This window comes from Paenibacillus sp. E222, from assembly GCF_013401555.1.
Classification (GTDB): domain Bacteria; phylum Bacillota; class Bacilli; order Paenibacillales; family Paenibacillaceae; genus Paenibacillus.
Genome location: NZ_CP058552.1, coordinates 4,844,971 through 4,865,309 on the forward strand (window position 1 = coordinate 4,844,971; position 20,339 = coordinate 4,865,309).

The 20,339-nt window shown below is 40.4% G+C and carries 15 protein-coding genes; 8 read left to right on the plus strand and 7 right to left on the minus strand.

The genetic code is table 11. The annotated features are described in order from the left end of the window. Window positions 1-94: 94 nt before the first annotated feature. The 4 genes from HW560_RS21790 (at window position 95) to HW560_RS21810 (ending at window position 10,258) form a co-directional block, all read left to right on the plus strand. Window positions 95-5,179 (plus strand): pectinesterase family protein, encoded by a 5,085-nt coding sequence (locus tag HW560_RS21790; protein ID WP_257032046.1) that lies wholly within the window; start codon window positions 95-97, stop codon window positions 5,177-5,179. 34 nt (window positions 5,180-5,213) lie between these two features. Beyond that, window positions 5,214-6,821, plus strand: coding sequence for a glycoside hydrolase family 43 protein (locus tag HW560_RS21795; protein WP_179264703.1), 1,608 nt, complete (start codon window positions 5,214-5,216; stop codon window positions 6,819-6,821). 2,215 nt (window positions 6,822-9,036) lie between these two features. Next, a complete protein-coding gene (locus HW560_RS34490; RefSeq protein ID WP_179264704.1) occupies window positions 9,037-9,219 on the plus strand; it encodes a carboxylesterase family protein in 183 nt (60 codons plus the stop codon). A gap of 13 nt (window positions 9,220-9,232) precedes the next feature. Next, complete coding sequence (locus tag HW560_RS21810; RefSeq protein WP_179264705.1) at window positions 9,233-10,258, plus strand: alpha/beta hydrolase; 1,026 nt, start codon at window positions 9,233-9,235, stop codon at window positions 10,256-10,258. 796 nt (window positions 10,259-11,054) lie between these two features. Here HW560_RS21810 and HW560_RS21815 read toward each other — a convergent pair. The 3 genes from HW560_RS21815 to HW560_RS21825 all read right to left on the minus strand — a co-directional run bounded on the left by HW560_RS21815 (window position 11,055) and on the right by HW560_RS21825 (window position 13,215). Beyond that, entirely contained in the window at window positions 11,055-11,900 is an 846-nt protein-coding gene (locus tag HW560_RS21815) for an oxidoreductase (protein ID WP_179264706.1), read from the minus strand. A 79-nt stretch (window positions 11,901-11,979) separates the two neighbouring features. After that, the gene (locus HW560_RS21820; RefSeq protein ID WP_179264707.1) at window positions 11,980-12,348 is read right to left on the minus strand and encodes a MerR family transcriptional regulator; all 369 of its coding nucleotides are present in this window, start codon (window positions 12,346-12,348) and stop codon (window positions 11,980-11,982) included. Between the two features lie 180 nt (window positions 12,349-12,528). After that, the gene (locus tag HW560_RS21825) at window positions 12,529-13,215 is read right to left on the minus strand and encodes a TetR/AcrR family transcriptional regulator (RefSeq protein ID WP_257031403.1); all 687 of its coding nucleotides are present in this window, start codon (window positions 13,213-13,215) and stop codon (window positions 12,529-12,531) included. Window positions 13,216-13,358: 143 nt separating this feature from the next. Here HW560_RS21825 and HW560_RS21830 point away from each other — a divergent pair, with 143 nt between their 5' ends. Next, window positions 13,359-14,327, plus strand: a complete 969-nt coding sequence (locus HW560_RS21830; RefSeq protein ID WP_179264708.1) for an aldo/keto reductase — start codon at window positions 13,359-13,361, stop codon at window positions 14,325-14,327. An 81-nt stretch (window positions 14,328-14,408) separates the two neighbouring features. On the opposite strand, the gene HW560_RS21835 is transcribed toward HW560_RS21830, so the two are convergent. Further along, complete coding sequence (locus tag HW560_RS21835; RefSeq protein WP_218834971.1) at window positions 14,409-15,560, minus strand: NINE protein; 1,152 nt, start codon at window positions 15,558-15,560, stop codon at window positions 14,409-14,411. 69 nt (window positions 15,561-15,629) lie between these two features. On the opposite strand from HW560_RS21835, the gene HW560_RS21845 reads away from it, so the two are divergent. Then, a complete protein-coding gene (locus HW560_RS21845) occupies window positions 15,630-16,103 on the plus strand; it encodes a TetR/AcrR family transcriptional regulator (RefSeq protein WP_257032047.1) in 474 nt (157 codons plus the stop codon). Window positions 16,104-16,154: 51 nt separating this feature from the next. Here the strand turns inward: HW560_RS21845 and HW560_RS21850 are convergent, their stop codons facing one another. The 3 genes from HW560_RS21850 to HW560_RS21860 form a co-directional block, all read right to left on the minus strand. After that, on the minus strand, window positions 16,155-16,667 hold the full coding sequence (locus HW560_RS21850) for a hypothetical protein (RefSeq protein ID WP_179264709.1): 513 nt from the start codon (window positions 16,665-16,667) through the stop codon (window positions 16,155-16,157). A gap of 90 nt (window positions 16,668-16,757) precedes the next feature. Further along, entirely contained in the window at window positions 16,758-16,928 is a 171-nt protein-coding gene (locus HW560_RS21855) for a hypothetical protein (RefSeq protein ID WP_179264710.1), read from the minus strand. Between the two features lie 204 nt (window positions 16,929-17,132). Then, window positions 17,133-18,302 carry a pectin acetylesterase-family hydrolase gene (locus HW560_RS21860; protein WP_179264711.1) on the minus strand — a complete coding sequence of 390 codons (1,170 nt, stop codon included), beginning with the start codon at window positions 18,300-18,302 and terminating at the stop codon, window positions 17,133-17,135. 240 nt (window positions 18,303-18,542) lie between these two features. Here HW560_RS21860 and HW560_RS21865 point away from each other — a divergent pair, with 240 nt between their 5' ends. Together HW560_RS21865 and HW560_RS21870 are read left to right on the plus strand one after the other, a co-directional pair. Then, entirely contained in the window at window positions 18,543-19,220 is a 678-nt protein-coding gene (locus HW560_RS21865; protein WP_179264712.1) for a response regulator transcription factor, read from the plus strand. Beyond that, complete coding sequence (locus tag HW560_RS21870) at window positions 19,217-20,272, plus strand: HAMP domain-containing sensor histidine kinase (protein ID WP_179264713.1); 1,056 nt, start codon at window positions 19,217-19,219, stop codon at window positions 20,270-20,272. Before HW560_RS21865 ends, HW560_RS21870 begins: the two co-directional genes overlap by 4 nt. Window positions 20,273-20,339 lie beyond the last annotated feature (67 nt).

The window sequence follows — 20,339 nt, forward strand, 5'->3', positions numbered from 1 at the left end:
AGAGAAAGGTTTATCGCATGAGCATCTGGCTCTCAGTGAGGTAACATTCTTTACAATTACATGTAAACCGGAGGAGGAAGATTCGTTGAAAAGAATGGTATCATTCGTATTGGTCGTTTTGATGTTATTCAGTTTGCTACCAGGTATGGTTGCTGCAGAAGATGAAGCTACTCCATTATTGCCCGCATTTCCCGGTGCTGAAGGCGGCGGTAAGTACGTGACAGGTGGTAGGGGAGGGTCAGTGTATGAAGTGACCACCCTCGCCGATTCCGGCCCTGGATCACTTCGAGATGCTGTTAGTCAGAGTGATACCACCGTAGTATTCAGAGTGGGAGGAACGATTCATCTAGAATCCCCTCTGGCGATTACCGGTTCTAATATCACGATTGCTGGACAGACAGCTCCAGGAGAAGGAATCACTGTATCCGATTATTGGACCACATTCCAAGCGGACAACATTATCGTCAGGCATATGCGCTTCCGGCTTGGGGATAAGCACCCTAGTGAGGATGACGTATTCGGTGGACGATACCACAAAAACATTATGATCGACCACTCGTCGTTTACCTGGTCTGTTGACGAAGTACTGAGTATGTACGCCAACGAGAATACAACTGTGCAGTGGTCTGTCATCGCTGAGAGCATGCTGATGACTACGCATCAGAAGGGGCGGCATGGATATGCAGGTATCTGGGGAGGGAACAACACCTCCTTCCATCACAACATCATTGCTCATAACGTGAGCCGTAACCCGAGATTTGCAGGGGCTCCTGGTTTTAATACCGAGTCTTACAACAATATTGTCTACAATTGGGGCTTCTTCTCTGCTTATGGCGGTGAGGAGGGCAACTATAACCTCATGAATAACTACTATAAATACGGACCGAATACGTATCGAAATGCCCGGGATCAGATTTTCCTTGATGTTGCACCTGATACACGATTACATGTGAGTGGCAATGTCGTGGACAGTTATCCCGATGTCACAGCGGACAACTGGTTAGGTGTGGGAGAACTTGCGAATCCAGATTCCAAACTACTCGCTCCTGTGCAGATGGCTAATCCCACATCCATGGACGATGCAGAAACAGCCTATGAGCAAGTTCTTGCAAAAGCAGGTGCAAGTCTGCCTAGACGGGACGCCATCGATGCTCGAATTGTAAATGATGTGAAAAACCGCACGGGACAACATATTAATTCACAAAAGGAAGTTGGCGGTTACCTTGAGTTTGAGGAGATGGCTTCAGCTCTGGTTGACTCAGATCATGACGGTATGCCCGACGAATGGGAGATCAGTATGGGACTCGATCCGAATGATCCTGCTGACCGTAACGAGATACATGAATCAGGTTATACCTATCTGGAGACATACCTGAACAGCATTGCTGGCAACGGATCTATGAATCCCACGGTTACCCTTCAGTCACCAGCCAATCATACCGTTCAGACTGAAGGGTCTTCCGTTGAGATCACGGCTTCTGCGTCAGATATAGACGGCAGCATTGCCAAAGTGGAATTTTACCACAACGATGTGAAACTGGGGGAAGATGATACAGAGCCTTACACGTTTACATGGGAAGATGTGCAGGATGGCACGCATTATCTCACTACCAGAGCGATCGATGACTCAGGGACTTCAACGCAGTCCAACAATGTCACAATTCACGTTAACAAGCAGAACAGTATTGCACCGTGGTCATCCACCGATATTGGAGAACCGGGCATTACGGGTCATACACAATTGGGAGCTAGTGATACTGACGTTACGGTAAAATCATCTGGAGATATCAGTGGAGAGACGGATCATTTCCACTATGCTTACCAAACCTTAGAAGGAAATGGTGAAATTGTAGCTAGAGTTGATCAGGTGACAGCTACCGACGATGGAGCCGAAGCAGGTGTTATGATTCGTAAAAGCCTGGATGCGTCATCTCCGTTTATTGCCGCCATGGTCACTTATGTGAAGGGTGGACAACAAGCGGTTAGCCTCGTTCGTGATGGAGCGGGCAACGAAGTTGTACATCAGGAAAAGGGCAGCATGGTCACACTACCGTATTGGGTAAAGCTAGTACGACTTGGGGATCAAGTGACTTCACTCGTATCCAAGGACGGTAACGATTGGTTTGTTATCGATTCGCAATCATTCCCGGCTGACGAAACGGTCTACATCGGATTGGCAGCCGATGCTTCCAAACCGGATGATGAAGTTGATAAGCTCAATACATCTGTTTTCTCCAATGCATCTGTTCAGGAGTTGCCTGCTGATTTCCCGACAGCACCTACTGACCTTATAGCTGAGCCAGACCTCAAGTCGATTCAGTTACATTGGGATGATGTGCAAAGTGCGGACTCTTATTCGATATATAGAGCAGAGATTCCGGGTGGTCCATACACGTTGCAGCAAGAGGGGATTACGACCACCACTTACACAGATCCCAATCTCACTGTAGGTAAAGCCTATTATTATGCTGTAAAGGCTACGAATGATCATGGCACAAGCTTCTATTCCAATGAGGCTAGTGCAGCAGCGAAAGGAGAGCTGGAAACTATCTATTATTTGGAAGATGATTTTGAAGATATCGAGATCAATACGACACCAGCAAGTTACACCGTACTACCTGATCCACAGACGAATGACCTTAAAGTCGTTGTGACCCAGATTCCCACAGGAACGACAGGGAACTCGTCTACGAAGGCGCTCATGCTGTACGACAATGAGGCTGGGATTGCCCAATTCGTAAGATCCTTTCCACCACAACAGGGTAGCTTTGTGTTTGAGGCAGATATTATGTCTCAAGGCTGGCCAGGCACATCAACAGTTCTGCAATTGCAAAATGGAACGGGCAGTCGCACCGCACTCTCCATCGAGCTACGCAAACCTTCTGCTCCGGTAGCAGAGGATCAATATACGCTAATTTACAAAAAAGACGGCAAAGATCACAAATTAATGGATGCACCGGTCAATAACCAATGGTACAACTTCAAGATCGTTGGTAATGTGGCCTCGCAAAAAGCGGATATATATATTGATGACGTCCGCGTCGCAGATGATGTCCCGTTCCAGGCCGATGTGACTACCGATGGTGTTGGACGAATGTTTGCCAGAACACCAGGCACGGGTAAAGGGACACTGTTCTATGACAATGTCAAACTATATGTTGAACCCGTTAGTTCTCCCAAAGGGCTTCGCACTGAGCCAGGCAATGGTATGGTGAGATTACACTGGGAGGAAGTGGACGGGGCTTCTACGTACAATGTAAAGCGTAGTATCCAGTCCGCGAACGACTATGAATTGATTGCTTCTGAATTAACTGAGAAAACCTACATTGACGAAGAGGTCACCAATGGAACAACCTACACATATGTCGTGACGGCCGTTGGTCCTTTGGGCGAGAGCGGCAATTCCAACACGTCTTCAGTGACACCCTCGGAGGATGCTGTACGACCGGAAGTGCCTGAGAATCTGAAGGCTGTTGCGAGAAACGCACAAGCAGATTTAACGTGGGATGAAGTCGAAGCAGCTAATTACTACACCGTAAAACGCAGTCTGCAAGCTGAAGGTCCATATACAACTGTGTCGTCTCGCACTGCTTTTCCTACTCTTCGGGATGGGGGATTGGATAATGGAACGACCTACTATTACGTCGTATCTGCTACTGGTATTGCAGGAGAGGGCGTAGATTCTGACCCTATTGCTATAACACCGACCGTAGCTCTATCTACTCCCCAAGTCACAGTAGAGTCTCTTCCCGAATCTGTTTCGATCACGTGGGAGGCTATAGAAGGAGCTTCGACTTATGTGATCAAGCGTGCAACGTCCGTGACTGGAACTTACGATGTTATTGCTGATCAGGAATCAGGAACTTCCTATGTGGACACAGGACTCGTGAACAGCAAGCCCTATTATTACAAGGTATCCGCAATTGCTCAAGGTACCCGAAGTCTTGACTCCGCAGCCGTTGGCATACGACCAGCTCTGGATGATGGTAGACCTCAGACCCCGTCAGAGATTCGTGCTGAGCCAGGTGAAAGTACAATCACTCTTACTTGGCAAGAAGCCGAGGGGGCTGAGGAATATGGAGTGAAACGAAGTGAATCACCCGAAGGGCCATTCGTTACTGTAGCTTCCAATGTAAATGATACCTCATTCTCTGATATGCAGTTAATCAATGGCACTGCCTATTATTATGTCATTACGGCATTGAATGAAGTTGGCGAGAGCATGTCGTCCGCTCCAGTCTCTGAAATACCTGCAACGGTTCTAACGGTGGCATCTGATGGAAGTGCACAATATGAACAGGTTCAGGAAGCTATACATGCTGTTCCGGACAATAGCACGCTTCCTACCATCATACGAATCAAGGACGGAATTTACCGTGAGAAGCTGGACGTTCCGTCCAGCAAAAAACATCTGCGAATCATTGGAGAGAGTCGGGAGGGTACTGTGCTGATCTATGGTGATTCTGCCAGCACATTGGATTCATCTGGTAATCCACTCGGTACCTCAGGCAGCTATAGCTTCCGGGTGCAGACAAACGATTTTACGGCTGAGCATCTGACGATACAAAATGATGCTGGCGACAATGCAGGTCAAGCGGTTGCTCTGCTGGCTCGCGGTGATCGTCTGGTATTCCGGGACGTTAGTCTAAAGGGTTGGCAGGACACACTTTATGTGAACGATGGAAGACAATATTATGTGGATAGTTATATTGAGGGTGATGTCGACTTTATCTTTGGCAATGCAACGGCATTGTTTGAGAACAGCGTCATTCACAGCTTAAGCAATGGTTACATTACTGCAGCATCCACCGCGGAAGAGAAGTCTGGTTATGTATTCCTGAATAGCCGTATTACTGGCGATTCTAGTCTTGCTGGAACTATACCTCTTGGTAGACCATGGAGACCTTATGCCAATGTAGTCTATATCAACAGCTATATGGGTAATCACATTAGTTCATCCGGATGGAATAACTGGAGTAACCCGGATAATGAACGTACGGCACGTTTTGGCGAATTTGCTAGTTACGGGCCAGGAGCGAATCCCAAAGCACGTTTTAACTGGACGACTCAGTTGACGGCGGAAGAAGCAGAGAAATATCTGCCTGCCCAGCTCTTTGCCGGAGCGGATGAGTGGAATCCAGCCACAGAACTTTCACTCGTGCAAGAGAGCGCTGATTGATAATCTATAACATTTGAATGAAGGAGAAGTTGACGTGAAAACATTTCGCAACCCCGTGTTGCCGGGATTCCATCCAGATCCGTCGGCCATTCGTGTAGGAGAAGACTATTATCTCGTTACGTCCAGTTTCGAATACTTTCCCGGCGTGCCTTTATTCCATAGTAAGGATCTGGTTCATTGGCAGCAGCTAGGCCATGTTCTTGATCGTGCTTCACAGCTTAATTTGGATGGGATTATACCTTCTCGGGGCATATGGGCTCCAACAATCCGGTATCATAACGGCATATTCTATATGATTACTACATTTGTTGATAACGAAAAGAAGGAACATAACTTCTATGTAACCACGACCGATCCGTCAGGTGATTGGTCTGATCCCATCTGGTTGGAACATGCCCCAGGCATTGATCCGTCCCTATTTTTCGATGAAGACGGCAGAGTGTACTATACGGGAAACCGGATTCCACCTGAAGGTCAGGAATACCCCAAACATATGGATATCTGGCTTCAGGAAATTGATCTGGAGCAGGGTAGGCTTATCGGTGAGAAAGTAAGCATATGGCAGGGTGCCCTTAAGGTGGCTCATGCTCAGGAAGGGCCGCATATCTATAAGAAAGATGACTGGTATTACTTGTTGATTGCGGAGGGAGGAACTGGCCATACTCATGCCGTGACCATCGCGCGAAGCCGTAACATCACAGGGCCTTATGAAGGGCACCGCGCCAACCCAATTTTAACACATCGACATCTGGGAAGAGCGTATCCGATTGTTAATGTAGGTCATGCGGAACTGATTGAAACACAACAAGGTGAGTGGTGGTTACTATGTCTTGCATCCAGAACAGCCGGAGGATACTACCGAAACTTGGGTCGGGAAACATTCATGGCACCCGTACAATGGGAACAGGAGTGGCCTGTTGTTAGTCCAGGGGTGGGCAGATTGGAGCTAGAAACGAGATCACCTAACCTGCCTGAAGTGCGGTGGTCAAGTGTATCAATTCGGGACGATTTCGAAGAGAATTCTCTATCTCCGATATGGAATTTTCTGAGAACGCCGCGCAGAGAATTTTGGAGTTTGACAGAACGTCCGGGACATCTGCGTCTGCATTTGAAAAATGAACAATTGACGGAACAGGGGAATCCCGCTTTCGTTGGTAGGCGGCAACAGCACCTGACTTTCAGTGCTTCCACACATATGGAGTTTAGAGCTCGGCATGCAGGAGAAGTGGCAGGAGTTACCGTATTTCACAATGAAAATTACCACTTTCGTATGGAGTTGGCAATGGAGCAAGGAAAGGCTACTATTCGACTTGTAGAAAGACAGGGTGGAACAGACAAACTGCTGAGCGCAAAGCGATGGAATGAATGTCATATTCAGTTGAAGGTCGTAGCTCAATATCAGGACTATAGTTTTTACTATCGCTCAACGGATAACGCTTTGTGGGAAGTCTTATTCGAAAATGCTGATGGACGTTTACTCAGTACGGATCGTGCTGGGGGATTTACTGGGACATTTATTGGTCTGTACGGAAATGTTCAAACGGATTCAGATAACGAAGAGGTGTTTAGTCAAGATAACAATCGTCAACAATATTCGTTTGTTGATTTCGATTGGTTTGATTATCAGGGTGTTGATGAATGATATGAGAAACCGCCCTTAATTTTACACACTAATAGCAAAGTGGGATAATATTTAACTATGTCTATAACTAAAGAAGCAATGCAGATAACTCAAGTTAAAAGTAATTTCAACAAGTGGTTTACAGTGGCAATGAAGAAGTGTTACAACAGATTTGGATCAATCTTTTGGATAATGTAATTAAATTTTCCATTTAGTGTCGTTTTCTATAGATAAATTGGACTTGTTTAACGTGAAAACAGTTGGCAGCCGGATAATTGCGGCTGCCAACTGTTTTTTGCATTCAAGCATTTCTTTGCGGTCATATGACACTGATGGTATGGAGATTCCTGAATTCTTGCTCTAGATTTCACTTAGTTTATTTTCAGTTTAGTTTTGTCAGGTAGTATTTACTCTGGCGGAATAAAATGCGTATCAAGTTAAGCCGAACACGGAACCATAGCGGATTCGTGTCTGAAGGCTACCACATCCTTTATTGTACGTTGGAAGGGGCGCATCGATCTTACTTATTTCTTAGCATCCAGGAGGTGATCGTTTTATGCCAATTGCCCATATGGTAATGCAAGCAGCATATCAAGGAGAAGATAATAAACCTAAAGGAGATGTTTGTTGATAAAGATAACGCTGGCGAAGGGACGCTAAGAAGAATAAGAAAGAAAAGCTTTGGCTGGTACAAGAAAGTCATAGCATCCAATGGTTCAGACTTGGACTAGAATCATCAGACACGAACCGTTATGTCGAGGGACAAGAACATATTCCCATTGAAGTCGCTAATTTAGCGGCTTTTTTATTTTATCGGTACAAGTTCTTGTCCCGAGCCAAGGACAAGAACTTGTACCGATTGCCGAGATGGACAAGAACATGTTCCCATTTCCGATTAGATGAATATCTAAGTATGAGAAGTGGGTCTCTTTTGAGCGACTAACAGACCACAAGATGGAATATGATCAAGATACCTGCTTCAACGCTAGGAGGTATTTCCACTGGATCTGTAATCCCATTTGAATTGGATAAAATAAGCTCCTTAATAAGGCACTTTAGCAAAGAAAAGGGGAGGAAGCTGAATGTAATTTTAGATCAAGGGAGGGGAAAAATATGCAGATATTGCACTTTGTGCTGATTTGTCATTGTTATGGACAAGAACTTGAACCGATTACCGTACTGGACAAGAACATATTCCTTTTGCCGATTAGACTTATATCTAATTATTATTCTCCCCGTGAATTAATTAAAACTAATGAGCAGGTTAGCGTATTTTCGTGTCTTTCTCAGGTTTTTTACGCCCCCGACGATCTTAGAGAAACCGCCCTTAATTTTACACACTAATAGCAAATTGGGATAATATTTAACTATATCTATAACTAAAGAAGCAATGCAGATAACTCAAGTTAAAAGTAATTTCAAAAAGTGGTTTACAGTGGCAATGAAGAATTGTTACATCAGTTTTGGATAATACAATTAAATTTTTCCACACAGATAGCTTAATTGAGATTCATTTTGGCATACAGGATCATGGGATAGTAGAAATTTGCAATGGCGATATAATCGCACAGAGCGAGCGGGGGAGAGACAGTAAATTTGGTGTCCTTTTCTATAGATAAATTGGACTTGTTTAACGTAAAAACAGTTGGCAGCCGGATAATTCCGGCGTTCAGCTGTTTTTTGCATTCAATCATTTCTATGCGGTCATATGACACTGATGGTATGGAGATTCCTGAATTCTTGCTCCAGATTTCACTTAGTTTATTTTCAGTTTAGTTTTGTCAGATAGTATTTACTCTGGCGGAATAAAATGCGTATTAAGTTAAGCCGAACACGGAACCATAGCGGATTCGTGTCTGAAGGCTACCACATCGTTAATTACGTTGGAAGATCTTACTTATTTCTTAGCATCCAGGAGGTGATCGTTTTATTCCAATTATCCATATGGTAATGCAAGCAGCATATCAAGGAGAAAATAAACCTAAAGGAGATGTTAGGAGTTGAAGAAGAAAGTCGTCATGTCATTAAATTGAGTCGAAATATATAAGGGAATTCCATACGCTGCTCCGTCTACCGACAAATTACGTTGGAAAGCTCCGCTGCCAGTAGAACCATAGAGCGGTGTACGCGATACAATTGCTTGGAGTGTAAGCGCAATTCAACCACAACAGGCTCCATATTCACGGTACACCAAGGAGTTCATCAATGATATTGGAGACCAAATTCAGGCGTTGAAATGGTGCAAAATAATATAGCGCAATTTGGAGGAGATCCTTACAATGTTACCGTTATAGGGAAATTTTCCGGTGCGATTTTGGTGAATGCGCCAACCGTTTCTCCTGTGGCTCAAAGTTTATTTTCCAAGACAGTGGTCATAAGCTCTGTAAATATCGAATTGCCCACGAATAGTGATGATTAAAGGAGAATGCAAAATGAAAAAAAATAAATTTCTTAAATTTTTAGGTTGGTTTTTAGGAATTTTACTTTGTATGGGTATGGTAGGTTATATAGCAGTTACAAATAACCCACAATTAGTAGTAGGTATCATTCAAAAAGGAATATATAAAGAAGCGAATCCCAATAGTTTTGAACCGTTAAATGGAGCGTATAAAGGTCTCAAAGCAAATGGTCAATACTTAATTAGTGAAATTAGATACAGTGAAGAATATCCAAATAGTTATCTTGATATTATTTACCCTGATAATAATACTGAAGTAGATCGTCCCACTCTTTTCTATTTTCACGGAGGAGGATTTTTTGGGGGAAGTAAAAATATGGGAGACCCTCTTGCTGAAAGTGAGGCTACTTATTTAATCGATGATATTGTGGCTAAGGGATATAATGTGGTTAATGTAGATTATGCTTTAGTACCTGATTATCATTTTCCAACTCCGTTAGTGCAAATGAATCAGGCAATAGCATATATTAAACAACACGCTGAAGAATATAATCTTAATGTGAACAATGTTGTTTTAATGGGTTCTTCGGCAGGAGGAATTATGACATCTCAATATGGAAGCATTCTTACGAATGAACATTATGCAAGTTTACTAGGCATAGTACCAAGTATTGAAAAAGATAAAGTAAAGGCACTCGTAATTGACGATGCACCATTAGATTATAAAAATTTTCCACTAGGAACAAAAATGTTAGTAGGGAACTATGTTTCTGGATCGATTTATTTAAGCGATGATGAAATTAAAAAATACAACAACATTTACCATATAACTAGTGAATATCCAGCAACTTTCTTATTAGGGAGTGAATATCGTAAAGATATGCTTACATTACACGAGGCACTTGAAAAGGTAGATGTAGAAAATGAGTTAGTAGATCCGTTAGTTGAATATGGAATTGAAAAACCACACGGATTTGTTGCAAATTTACGAAATGATGAAATCTCTATGGAAGCATTCCATAGATTTATAGATTTCATAAATAATGAGACAAAAAAATAAAAATGAATGTTTAAGGTTAAATATCCCTGAATCCGTGATGCTTGCCATGTGTCAGCACTAGATTTATAGAAGCTAATGAACGTAAAATGAAGAAAATGTTGTGTTTTCTAGCATTCTTTAATTTGTACCACAAAGGTGAATGTTCATGGCTCCTAAATTTACCCTTGAAGCGTCCAGCGACTTTCTCATATCGTGGGCAGGACTTGTAATTGATGGTCAGATGTTAGATCAAACTCAACTGAACAGACGCTTGAATCATACGGGCATTGATGACGTCGAAGTGCCTCATCTCTCACGAGGATATCGTTCGTGCTTATCTCGGTCTGTTGTGCCAAGGCAAGAGTGACATGGATCATATCGAGTCTATCGAAAGGATCACTTTTTCCCAAAGCTTTAGGGATCTGAAAGATGACCTCTGCACCTACGATGCGACAACGCTTGGATCAAGCCGCTCTTGGTGGGGAATGGTAAACGAATGGGAAGTTTTAGTAAAATATGCGAATGGTCGGTTGCTCAGATATCAAAAATTCTACTGTTGATTTTGATTGGTTTGATTACGGAGGGATTGAAATCATGAGATCATAAAATAGCGTAGACAAGTAGAAAGCAAGGAGTAACAATGAAAAAGTTTTAATTTTTATAATAGAAAACACAAAATGCCGCTAAAGTTAGCGGCATTTTGTGTTTTCTTTAAGTCTGGCAACTTAGATGTTGAAGCCCATGTTGTATGCTCGATATTTTAGCATTTATAAGATAACAAGAGGTTTCACCTATCATCTTATTTTATCCATTAGCCTTAATCTTTGTAATCCGCATCAATGGTTGTTTCTTTCCATTCTTCCATGCTTTCAAGCAGGAGGGTAAATTTGTGTTTGGCCGCTTGATAAGCTTGTTGCCCCAGAAGCAAACGGAGAGGGGGGGAGGGAATTTCAACAATACGAATGAGTGCCTCGGCTAATTTAACAGGATCGCCGGCTTCTTGACCAGCCCCAAGTTGAACCCCTTGCAACATTTGACCCACAATGGATTCTTTGTATTCAGGTATGGATGTCTCGGTCTTCACAGAAGAGCGACCGCCCCAATCTGTGCGGAAGCTACTTGGCTCAATCAAAGACACATGAATATTAAAAGGAGCAAGTTCTTGCGCAAGACTTTCCGAAATCCCTTCAACTGCGTATTTTGTAGCGTGATAATATCCAAGTGTCGGGAATGAAGTCAGACCACCAATGGAAGAAAAGTTGATAATATGTCCACTTTTTTGATTGCGCATGTGAGGAAGTACGGCATTTGTTACATGCATCAGCCCCCAAAAGTTGATTTCGAACATGCGGCGAGTCTCCTCTTCAATACTTTCTTCTACTGAACTGAAATATCCGATGCCCGCATTGTTCACTAAGACATCAATACGATTAAACTTTTCAATCGTTTGATCAATAGCCGTACGAATTTGATCTGGACTGGTCACATCCAACGGGAGCATGAGCGTACTTTCTTCATGGCCCGCGGTAATATCTGTGATCTGCTCCACATTACGAGCAGTTACGACCACTTTATATCCAGCACGAATCGCTTGTTCAGCGATCTGACGTCCAAACCCTGTTGAGCATCCAGTAATAAACCAAACCTTATCTTGTTGAGACAATATAATCACTCCTTCAAGTTGATAACCATACTTTAAATGTTAAAGTTAACTTGAAGTCAATATTTTTTTTACAAAGCTTTTATTTCATCTTTTTAAACATTAATACATCGTAGATCGCGATCTTGCGAATGATCTTTTCCAAATGGAATTGCGTCTGTGCTACAGACTGTTCGACCTTGGCCTTGTGCTCCAACAAGAAATACTTTCTGGCATCCAGCGATACGTCACCTTGCCGAATCAACTCTGTGTATGCCTTTATATCCTCAATGGACATTCCAGTGTCTTTCAGAGCAATGACCAACTCCAGCCATTCGAGTACCTCATCCGAATATTCTCTCCTACCTGATGTACCTCTCTGTACATGAGGCAATATACCTTCCTGCTCATAATAGCGAAGAGTAGAGGGTCGAAGGCCGGTAATTCTTTCGATCTCGCTGATACTATACATGATTGAGTATCCTTTCGTTGTTAGAGTTCACTTTATGTTTAGCTCACCCAAAATCCCCGTTGAAACTAAGTCTATAAGAAGAACTACTCCCTCTTCAGAGAAAAGGAGTAATTAGTAGCATGATGGTTTATGCAAAACAGCCTAGACTCATTCTTATCCGAATGCCTCACAAAATAGAAATTATTGTCTAGTATCAAATAAAGTTTTTGAAATTTTTTGGGTTAAATAATCGATATGAGGAACGATGAGATTATCATCCACCAAATGGAGCTTTTCAGGTCTGAATAACTGTAACTTTTTCAATTTGTAAAAATCATAAAGTACTTGTTCGATAGTCAAACCATTCATCAACAGATATTTAGTATCTAACATCGTATTTAATAATTGGTCCTGCAGAATTAGTACTTGTCCGTTTAATTCATTGAATACACTATTTCTCATACCCTCATGATAAAAGGTGAGCAATTGTTTTTCTCTTTCTTGTGTGACGACTAATAATTGTTCGTAAATTTCTGGGTAAACACTAAAAAGATCATGTTTATACTCCTCAGTAACAAACATCGTTAAAGAAACAGATTGTTCAAATAGCTGCTGAAAGCGCACAGCATATAAACTTTCTTCTTCTGGTGGTTCCCCAATAATCACCTCTTTAAAGTAATCAATAATTGTATTGGTAACGATCTGAATAATCTCTTCTTTTGTTGAGAAATACTTATATAAAGTAACTCTACTAATATTCATGATCTTTGCTATCTCATCCATACTCAAAGAATGAAATCCACTCTTTCGTATAAATGGTAATAATCTAAAAAGTAATTTTTCCTGGGTTTGAAGAAACTTCTGCATTTTTTTTTGCTCATCCTTCAAATTAGTCACCCCCTTATGTAAATAGTATAACTGAAAATAAACATTTTATAAACATTACTTAGTTAACACTAAATATAAAAGTTGTAAAGTTTGCTTAACAATGATATGCTTATCTCGATTCCACTCACAAAGGAGAGAGCGCATTGAAAACAAGAAAATTAGGCAATAGTGATGTTACAGTATCTACTATCGGGTTAGGTCTTATGGGTATGTCTGGGGTATATGGGCAGAGTAATGATGAGCAATCAATCAAAACAATACAAAGAGCTGTGGACATAGGTGTAAATTTGTTAGATACTGCTGATGTGTATGGAAACGGGCATAATGAAGAATTGCTCGGTCGAGCACTGAAAGGCCGTAGAGATCAAGCAATTGTTGCTACGAAGTTTGCAATCGGTCCTAATTTTCAAGGGGTTAATGGGCATCCAGACTATGTAAGAAAAGCAATAGAGGATAGCCTGCGCAGACTAGATCTCGATTATATTGATCTCTATTATCAACATCGCGTGGATCCAAGTGTTCCAATCGAAGAAACAGTTGGAGCTATGGCAGACTTAATTAAGGAAGGGAAAGTTCGTTTTCTCGGGTTATCCGAAGCATCAGCACAAACGATAAGACGTGCTCATTCTGTACATCCTATTTCTGCTCTACAAACGGAATACTCCCTTTGGAGCAGAGACGTAGAGAATGAAATTCTGCCAGTTATTAATGAACTAGGTATTACGTTTGTTGCTTACAGCCCTTTAAGTCGCGGATTTATTTCGGGGGAAATACGAAAATTTGAGGATCTTGCAGCTGATGATGTTCGCAGATATTTACCACGTTTTCAACCAGATAATTTTCAAAAGAATGTAGACATTACAGATGAAATTACAAGAATTGCTAAAGAAAAAGGATGTACACCTTCACAGTTGGCATTGGCTTGGACGATCGCTAAAGGTGCGCTACCAATACCAGGCACAAGACGTGTCCATTATTTAGAGGAGAATGCTGGTGCTGCGGATATCACGCTGACATCAGATGACTTGACACGAATTGAAGCTGTTAGCCCTGAATCAGCCGTTCAAGGTGGGAGATACGATGAAAATAGTATGAAAGGTCTCAATCTCTAGGAAATTTATACAAAAAAACAACCGCTCCCAATTAAACCAGGGAGCGGTTGTTTTTTTGTATTTCATATTAAATTGTTATTTCTAATCCAAATTTTTAACTCTTACATCTTGCCAATTTGTTGTATTCTTCATGATTTCCGGAGCGTTCCCACGAAATACCTTACTTGCTTCATTATCATTCATCAGAGTATAACGAAACCAAGCTGTCATATATCCATCTGCGTGAGAAAGAGTGTGACCATGCTCGACATTTTTCCTTCTTGCCATGACAGCAGGTATGCCTTTACTTAGATCGGAATAGTTCTCATATAATGATTTGTAAGGTGAAATGAGTTCCGCATCCGATTCGCCTGTGCTTGCTAACATGAAATATGGTATTTTTATTTGGGTAACGTCGTAGTCCCATTTTAAGGATTTAGCAAGTTCCAACCCCGGCGTGCTGGCAGTATAGATCGACGTAAACATATCACTGTTGCTGAATCTAGTTACCGCATTGATGGCTCCAACTCCTCCTTGTGAATGTCCAGATATGCCAATGTTATTTGTATCTAACCTATCATAAAAGATACTATCTGTATCACTATTCAAGCCTAAAATAAATTTTAAAGCGTCGGAAGATGACTGTCCCGACCACGAGCTATCATCATCATTTCCTATAACGACAAATCCCCAAGAAGCCAGATGTTTAAAGACTTCACTAAATTTCGAAAATGGTACACCGGTACCATTGGCTATAACAACGATAGGGTGTTTTTCAGAGCTTTGCTCAAGTAATGAGGGATACCATACTTTAAACTTATCGAATAATTTTTCATCACTTTTAAATTCAATGTCGCTAGTTTTGAATTCTCCAAGTCTGGTATATTTTTTTTCAATGGGGTAGGCAGCATCAACTTTATTGTAATACTTCTTTTCGATCATAGGCTGATTCAGAATCTGTTTGAAAATTAAAAAACCGAACAGTAGCCATAACCCTGTTGCAATGAGAACAGAAAGTACCATAGCTATCTTACCGAGCTTCTTATTGGGTTTCCCAATGGGAAGCTTATTTTTATCAGTCCTACAACCAAAAATGATCTGGAGCAAATCAATTAAAACACCCAGCCCTAAAAAACCAACTGTAAAAAGATATAATATGCCAGTGACTATTTTTCCTTCATAAAACCGGTGTATTCCAAATACACCCAAAAATAAACAAAGTAGAATATCTATAATTTTCGACCTTTTTGACAAAATGTAACCTCCTTGACAACCTCTTGATGCAGCTGTATCATTTTTGCGCGAGACAATGTTAAGGAGTCGATTACAAAATCTCTCTTAGAACTTATGGAAAATCGCTCATTCGATGAAATCACCATAACGGATATAGTGAAAAATGCTTTAGTCGGCCGTGCGTCCTTTTATCGAAACTTCTTTAGTAAAGAAGATGTATTAAAACAGTATCTACTCCGTTTGATTAGCGAATGGGGGACAGAATTTGAAAATAGTGAAAATCCCAACATTGTTGTAAGTTTGTTCGGTCATTATAAAAAGTATAGCCAGTATTACCTTCTGCTTTATCGTTCAGGTTTATCCTATTTGGTATTAGATAATATTAGGACGGTATGTGGTCCAAAGCCAGATCAAGATGATATACCCGCATACTTTAGCGCATGGTTTGCCGGAGCCTTGTTTGGTTGGATTGACGAATGGATTACACGGGGGATGAAACAAGAACCTGAGGAAATGGCGAGGTTATTAGAGGAGGTTGATCGGCGTTCTAAAGAAATGATTTAATGTAACGAGAGAATGAAAGGAAGGAGCCATCGGCTCCTTCACACTCTGATATTATTTTGTGAGACTGCCTTTTGTATACTTATCAATAAATTGCACTAATCTCTTAAAAGCTTCTTGTGCGTTTTTGTCTGTTCTTAAATTTGCTAAGTAACCATGGGCGATGTCACCATGTGTTTTATCTAAATAAAAATAGTCATTATCTACCTCATATGATGTAAGCTTATCGGACAATGCCTGCATATCTTTTGGAAACCCATCGCCATTGGCAGCATTGATAAATGAAGGGGGATAATCACCGTTTACATGCAAAATAGCATTATATTGTTCTGCAAGTTTGCTGCTATTGAATTCATTAGTGCCTATACCTAGGTAGTTACCAATGATAACTCTTGTAGCAAAATTAAGTTCGTCAGTCTTTATCGGTGCATCGTCAATTACTAAAGCTTTTACTTCTTTGGTAGTAAGTAATGGATGGATGTTGAAACTATCCGCATAATCTTTGAAGAAATAATTGCGCCATATTCTTCTTATTAAGGTATCCGTATTAAGATACGATATGTCCAAATAGCTATTGGATAATCGCTGTTAATATAGTTTATTACACTAAACTGGTTTGCTATCTCCTTATTATTAAAGAATACAGAATCATCTAAATTATTGGCTACGAGTACTTTGATAGAAAAAATTATCAAAAGAAGGAATATCAAGCGGTGCATCAACAACAAGTGCTTTAACATCATCTGAGGTTAATTTAGGCAATTCTGCGAAGTTAAAAACTTTCGCGTAGTCAGAACTAGATAGGATGGCAACATACTGTGCTGTCATAATGGCCCCCAACAGTTCTTTGTTTGGCACATTCGTAATGTGCCAATATCTAATATTGCTGTATTTAGAGTCCAACGTATGATCTGGAATATCATTGTTATATTCATCGCTTCTTCATCAGATTGGAATAAATCTGTCATTGCATCATTTTGGAGATACCCCGAAGTGAATAAGTGACTCCAAATCCCCGTTTACAACATTGAACTATTTATCCAATAAATCTAGTCCATAACTATTAATATTTCCATTTATTGCATTAATAATCCAGTCAGCTATACTTTTATCTTCTGAATATTTCTTACTATAAAAATTAGGAGAAGGTAAGATGGTATGCGGAGTTAAATTTTTTCCATCTTTATTTTTCTCTATCTCATTCCAAATATAAATTCCGACATTAGGAATGTTCTCTTGTAAATCAGCTACCATTTTTGCAAGGTCTTTTTCATAGATATCGCCATTTTCATTTGTTGTGGATAAAATTCCATTTCTAAAATAAGATTGGTATGTGCTTAGTGCTTCATCTCTTAAAGAACTACCAAATAGAATTTTTATTTTATTACCATATTTTTTTGATAGGCTGGTTAAACTGTCTAAGGTAATATTATCACTCACTAATCTATCTGAAATCTCTTTTGGCGTTTGCCACATATTTTCAGCGACATCATGCCAAGTGTCCGTTAAAAGTAATGAACTATCTACAGCTACTGTTACATTATTTACTTGAGGAAAATACTGTGTAATAATATCATCTGCAAGTAATGAGGTACCAAATCCTCCTGCACTAAAACCTGCGATAAGAAGTGTATCTGGATTAGGTATATATTTCATCGCTTCTTTCATAAAAGAAGTGTAGTTAATATATCCATTATGATAAAGAATTTGTTTATTACCATTTAAGTCTGTATATTCATATTCGCCACTTCCTGCATGAAGATCTCCTGTTGAATAAGGTATTGCTAATATTGTCCAATCTTTGAAAGGATTTTCTTTATTATTACTTGCTATTCCAAATTTAACACCAAAGTCAACGTCAGCATAATCTGCATAAAAACCGCCGTCATCATTTAAAGGTCTTGCAGCTGTGTATTCATCTACTGCTAATCCACCACCAAAGAAATATACTAATGTTTTATTTTCTTTTCCCACTTTTATTAAACTATGCCAATCCTTTCCGTTTGAAGACTTAGTTCCTTCTGGAGTTATACGATACCATTCTCCTACTTTTGGTTCACCACTTAATTCTGGTGCTTTCCATTTCAGAAAATTTTGTAATCCTACATAACCGACAACACCAATAATTACTAGAATCCCTAACACTAAGGCTGATATTTTCCATCTCTTTTTCAGTTTTTTCTGTTTGATTTTATTACTCATTTTAATTTTCCTTTTCTGTAAGTTTATTTTTGAAATTGATTTGCTTCTTATATAGCTATAGCCGTATCTTTATCTTTTCAATCAATAGCATTCCTCCTTGATCTTTTCATAGGTCGTTATATATGGAAACAGCACTAGTTTAGCTGTACAATGTAAACTGAAACTCAACTGTATATGTTTATTTTCAATTTACTTTTCAACGGTAAAATGAGACATCTTATGATTAGAGGAGATATTTCTATGTTAAATATATTAGTGGTAGAGGATGACGAAAGTACCAGAAAGTTAATGTGTGTGGTCTTACAAACGAGAGGATTCACAACATACTGGGCGGAAGACGGGATAAAAGCGCTAGAGATTATTGAGAGTCAGCATATAGATTTAGTGGTACTTGATTTAATGATGCCTAATATGGACGGTTATGAATTGACACGTCAACTTCGGATATTCTCGGAATACCTCCCAATCTTGATGGTTACCGCCAAACAGGAGCCGAAAGATAAAAGGCAGGGATTTCTTGCTGGTACTGATGACTACATGATAAAACCAGTAGATGAAGAGGAGCTGGTTCTTCGGATTAAAGCGCTCCTACGTAGAGCAAGGATTGCCAGTGAACAAAAGCTAACCATCGGGAACGTTGTACTCGACTATGATAAGCTGGCAGTAACACGCGCAGATGAAGTTAGCATCCTTCCAGCGAAGGAGTTTTACCTGTTATTTAAATTACTTTCATATCCAAACATGATATTCACCCGTCTGCAGCTAATGGATGAAATCTGGGGTATGGAATCGTCAACAGATGACCACACACTTACAGTTCATATTAATCGCTTACGGAACCGTTTCCGAGACTGGAAAGAGTTTGAGATTATCGCGGTTAGAGGACTCGGTTATAAGGCGGTGATTCAAGCAAAATGAGAGATTTTTTTCGCAAACGAATAAGTCTCACGATCACCTTAGTAATGTTTGTTTTCGGTGTGTTGGTGGCTACATTCTTACTGCTAATTGGCGGTGGGTTTCTCCTACAGTATCTTGGTGTGATTTCACTTGCTCCTTCCCCGAATCAAGGATTAGGTGAACGTTTGCTCTCAATTCTTTTTCTTTTTGGCCTATGTGTATTAATAGGAACTTCACTTACTGCCTTTCTCAGCAAGAAAGCATTGAACCCCATACGAAAGGTCATTGATTCGATCCATAGGGTTGCGGATGGCGATTTTAGCGTTAAGGTCAATTTGAAAGGGATTGGAGAGTTGGAAGAATTATCGGAAAGCTTTAATAAAATGACGAAAGAATTGGCAGGTATTGAGACGCTAAGAAGTGATTTTATCAACAACTTTTCCCATGAATTTAAAACACCTATTGTTTCGGTTCGTGGTTTTGCCAAAATTTTAAAAGAGAATCCTTTATCTGAGGAAGACAGACAAGAATATCTTGACATTATCATTAAGGAATCTGAGCGTTTAGCTACGCTCTCCACCAATGTACTTACTTTGGCGAAATATGAGAATCTTGAAATTCTAATGGATAAAAATCCGTTTAGGCTGGACGAACAGATCAGAAGAACTATCATATTAATGGAACCTAAGTGGTCAGTTAAGGCTATAACCATTAATTTGAAATTAGAAGAAGTGGTTTACAGTGGCAATGAAGAAGTGATACAGCAGATTTGGATTAATCTTTTGGATAATGCGATTAAGTTTTCCCACACAGATGGCTTGATTGAAATCACCCTTGCCATCTTCAATGAAGAGATTCATTTTAGTATCCAGGATCACGGGGTTGGCATGGATGAACATACGAAGGCTCATCTTTTTGATAAGTTCTTTCAGGGTGATTCTTCTCATGCCAAAAAAGGGTATGGACTAGGACTTCCTTTGGTAAAACGCATAGTAGAACTTTGCCAAGGCGATATTATCGTAAACAGCGAGCAAGGCAGGGGCAGTAAATTAACGGTTGTCCTTTATAAATAAATTTTCGTGAATATAATAAGGCTAGCTTCGGCATAAAACGGAGTTAGCCTATTCTTGTTTAACCTAA

Excerpts from the sequence above, each read along its gene's own strand:
- HW560_RS21790 (WP_257032046.1), top strand. The coding sequence starts at position 95 with ATGGTATCATTCGTATTGGTCGTTTTGATGTTATTCAGTTTGCTACCA.
- HW560_RS34490 (WP_179264704.1), top strand. The coding sequence starts at position 9,037 with ATGGTGCAAAATAATATAGCGCAATTTGGAGGAGATCCTTACAATGTT.
- HW560_RS21810 (WP_179264705.1), top strand. The coding sequence starts at position 9,233 with ATGAAAAAAAATAAATTTCTTAAATTTTTAGGTTGGTTTTTAGGAATT.
- HW560_RS21820 (WP_179264707.1), bottom strand. The coding sequence starts at position 12,348 with ATGTATAGTATCAGCGAGATCGAAAGAATTACCGGCCTTCGACCCTCT.
- HW560_RS21855 (WP_179264710.1), bottom strand. The coding sequence starts at position 16,928 with ATGACAGCACAGTATGTTGCCATCCTATCTAGTTCTGACTACGCGAAA.
- HW560_RS21860 (WP_179264711.1), bottom strand. The coding sequence starts at position 18,302 with ATGAGTAATAAAATCAAACAGAAAAAACTGAAAAAGAGATGGAAAATA.
- HW560_RS21865 (WP_179264712.1), top strand. The coding sequence starts at position 18,543 with ATGTTAAATATATTAGTGGTAGAGGATGACGAAAGTACCAGAAAGTTA.
- HW560_RS21870 (WP_179264713.1), top strand. The coding sequence starts at position 19,217 with ATGAGAGATTTTTTTCGCAAACGAATAAGTCTCACGATCACCTTAGTA.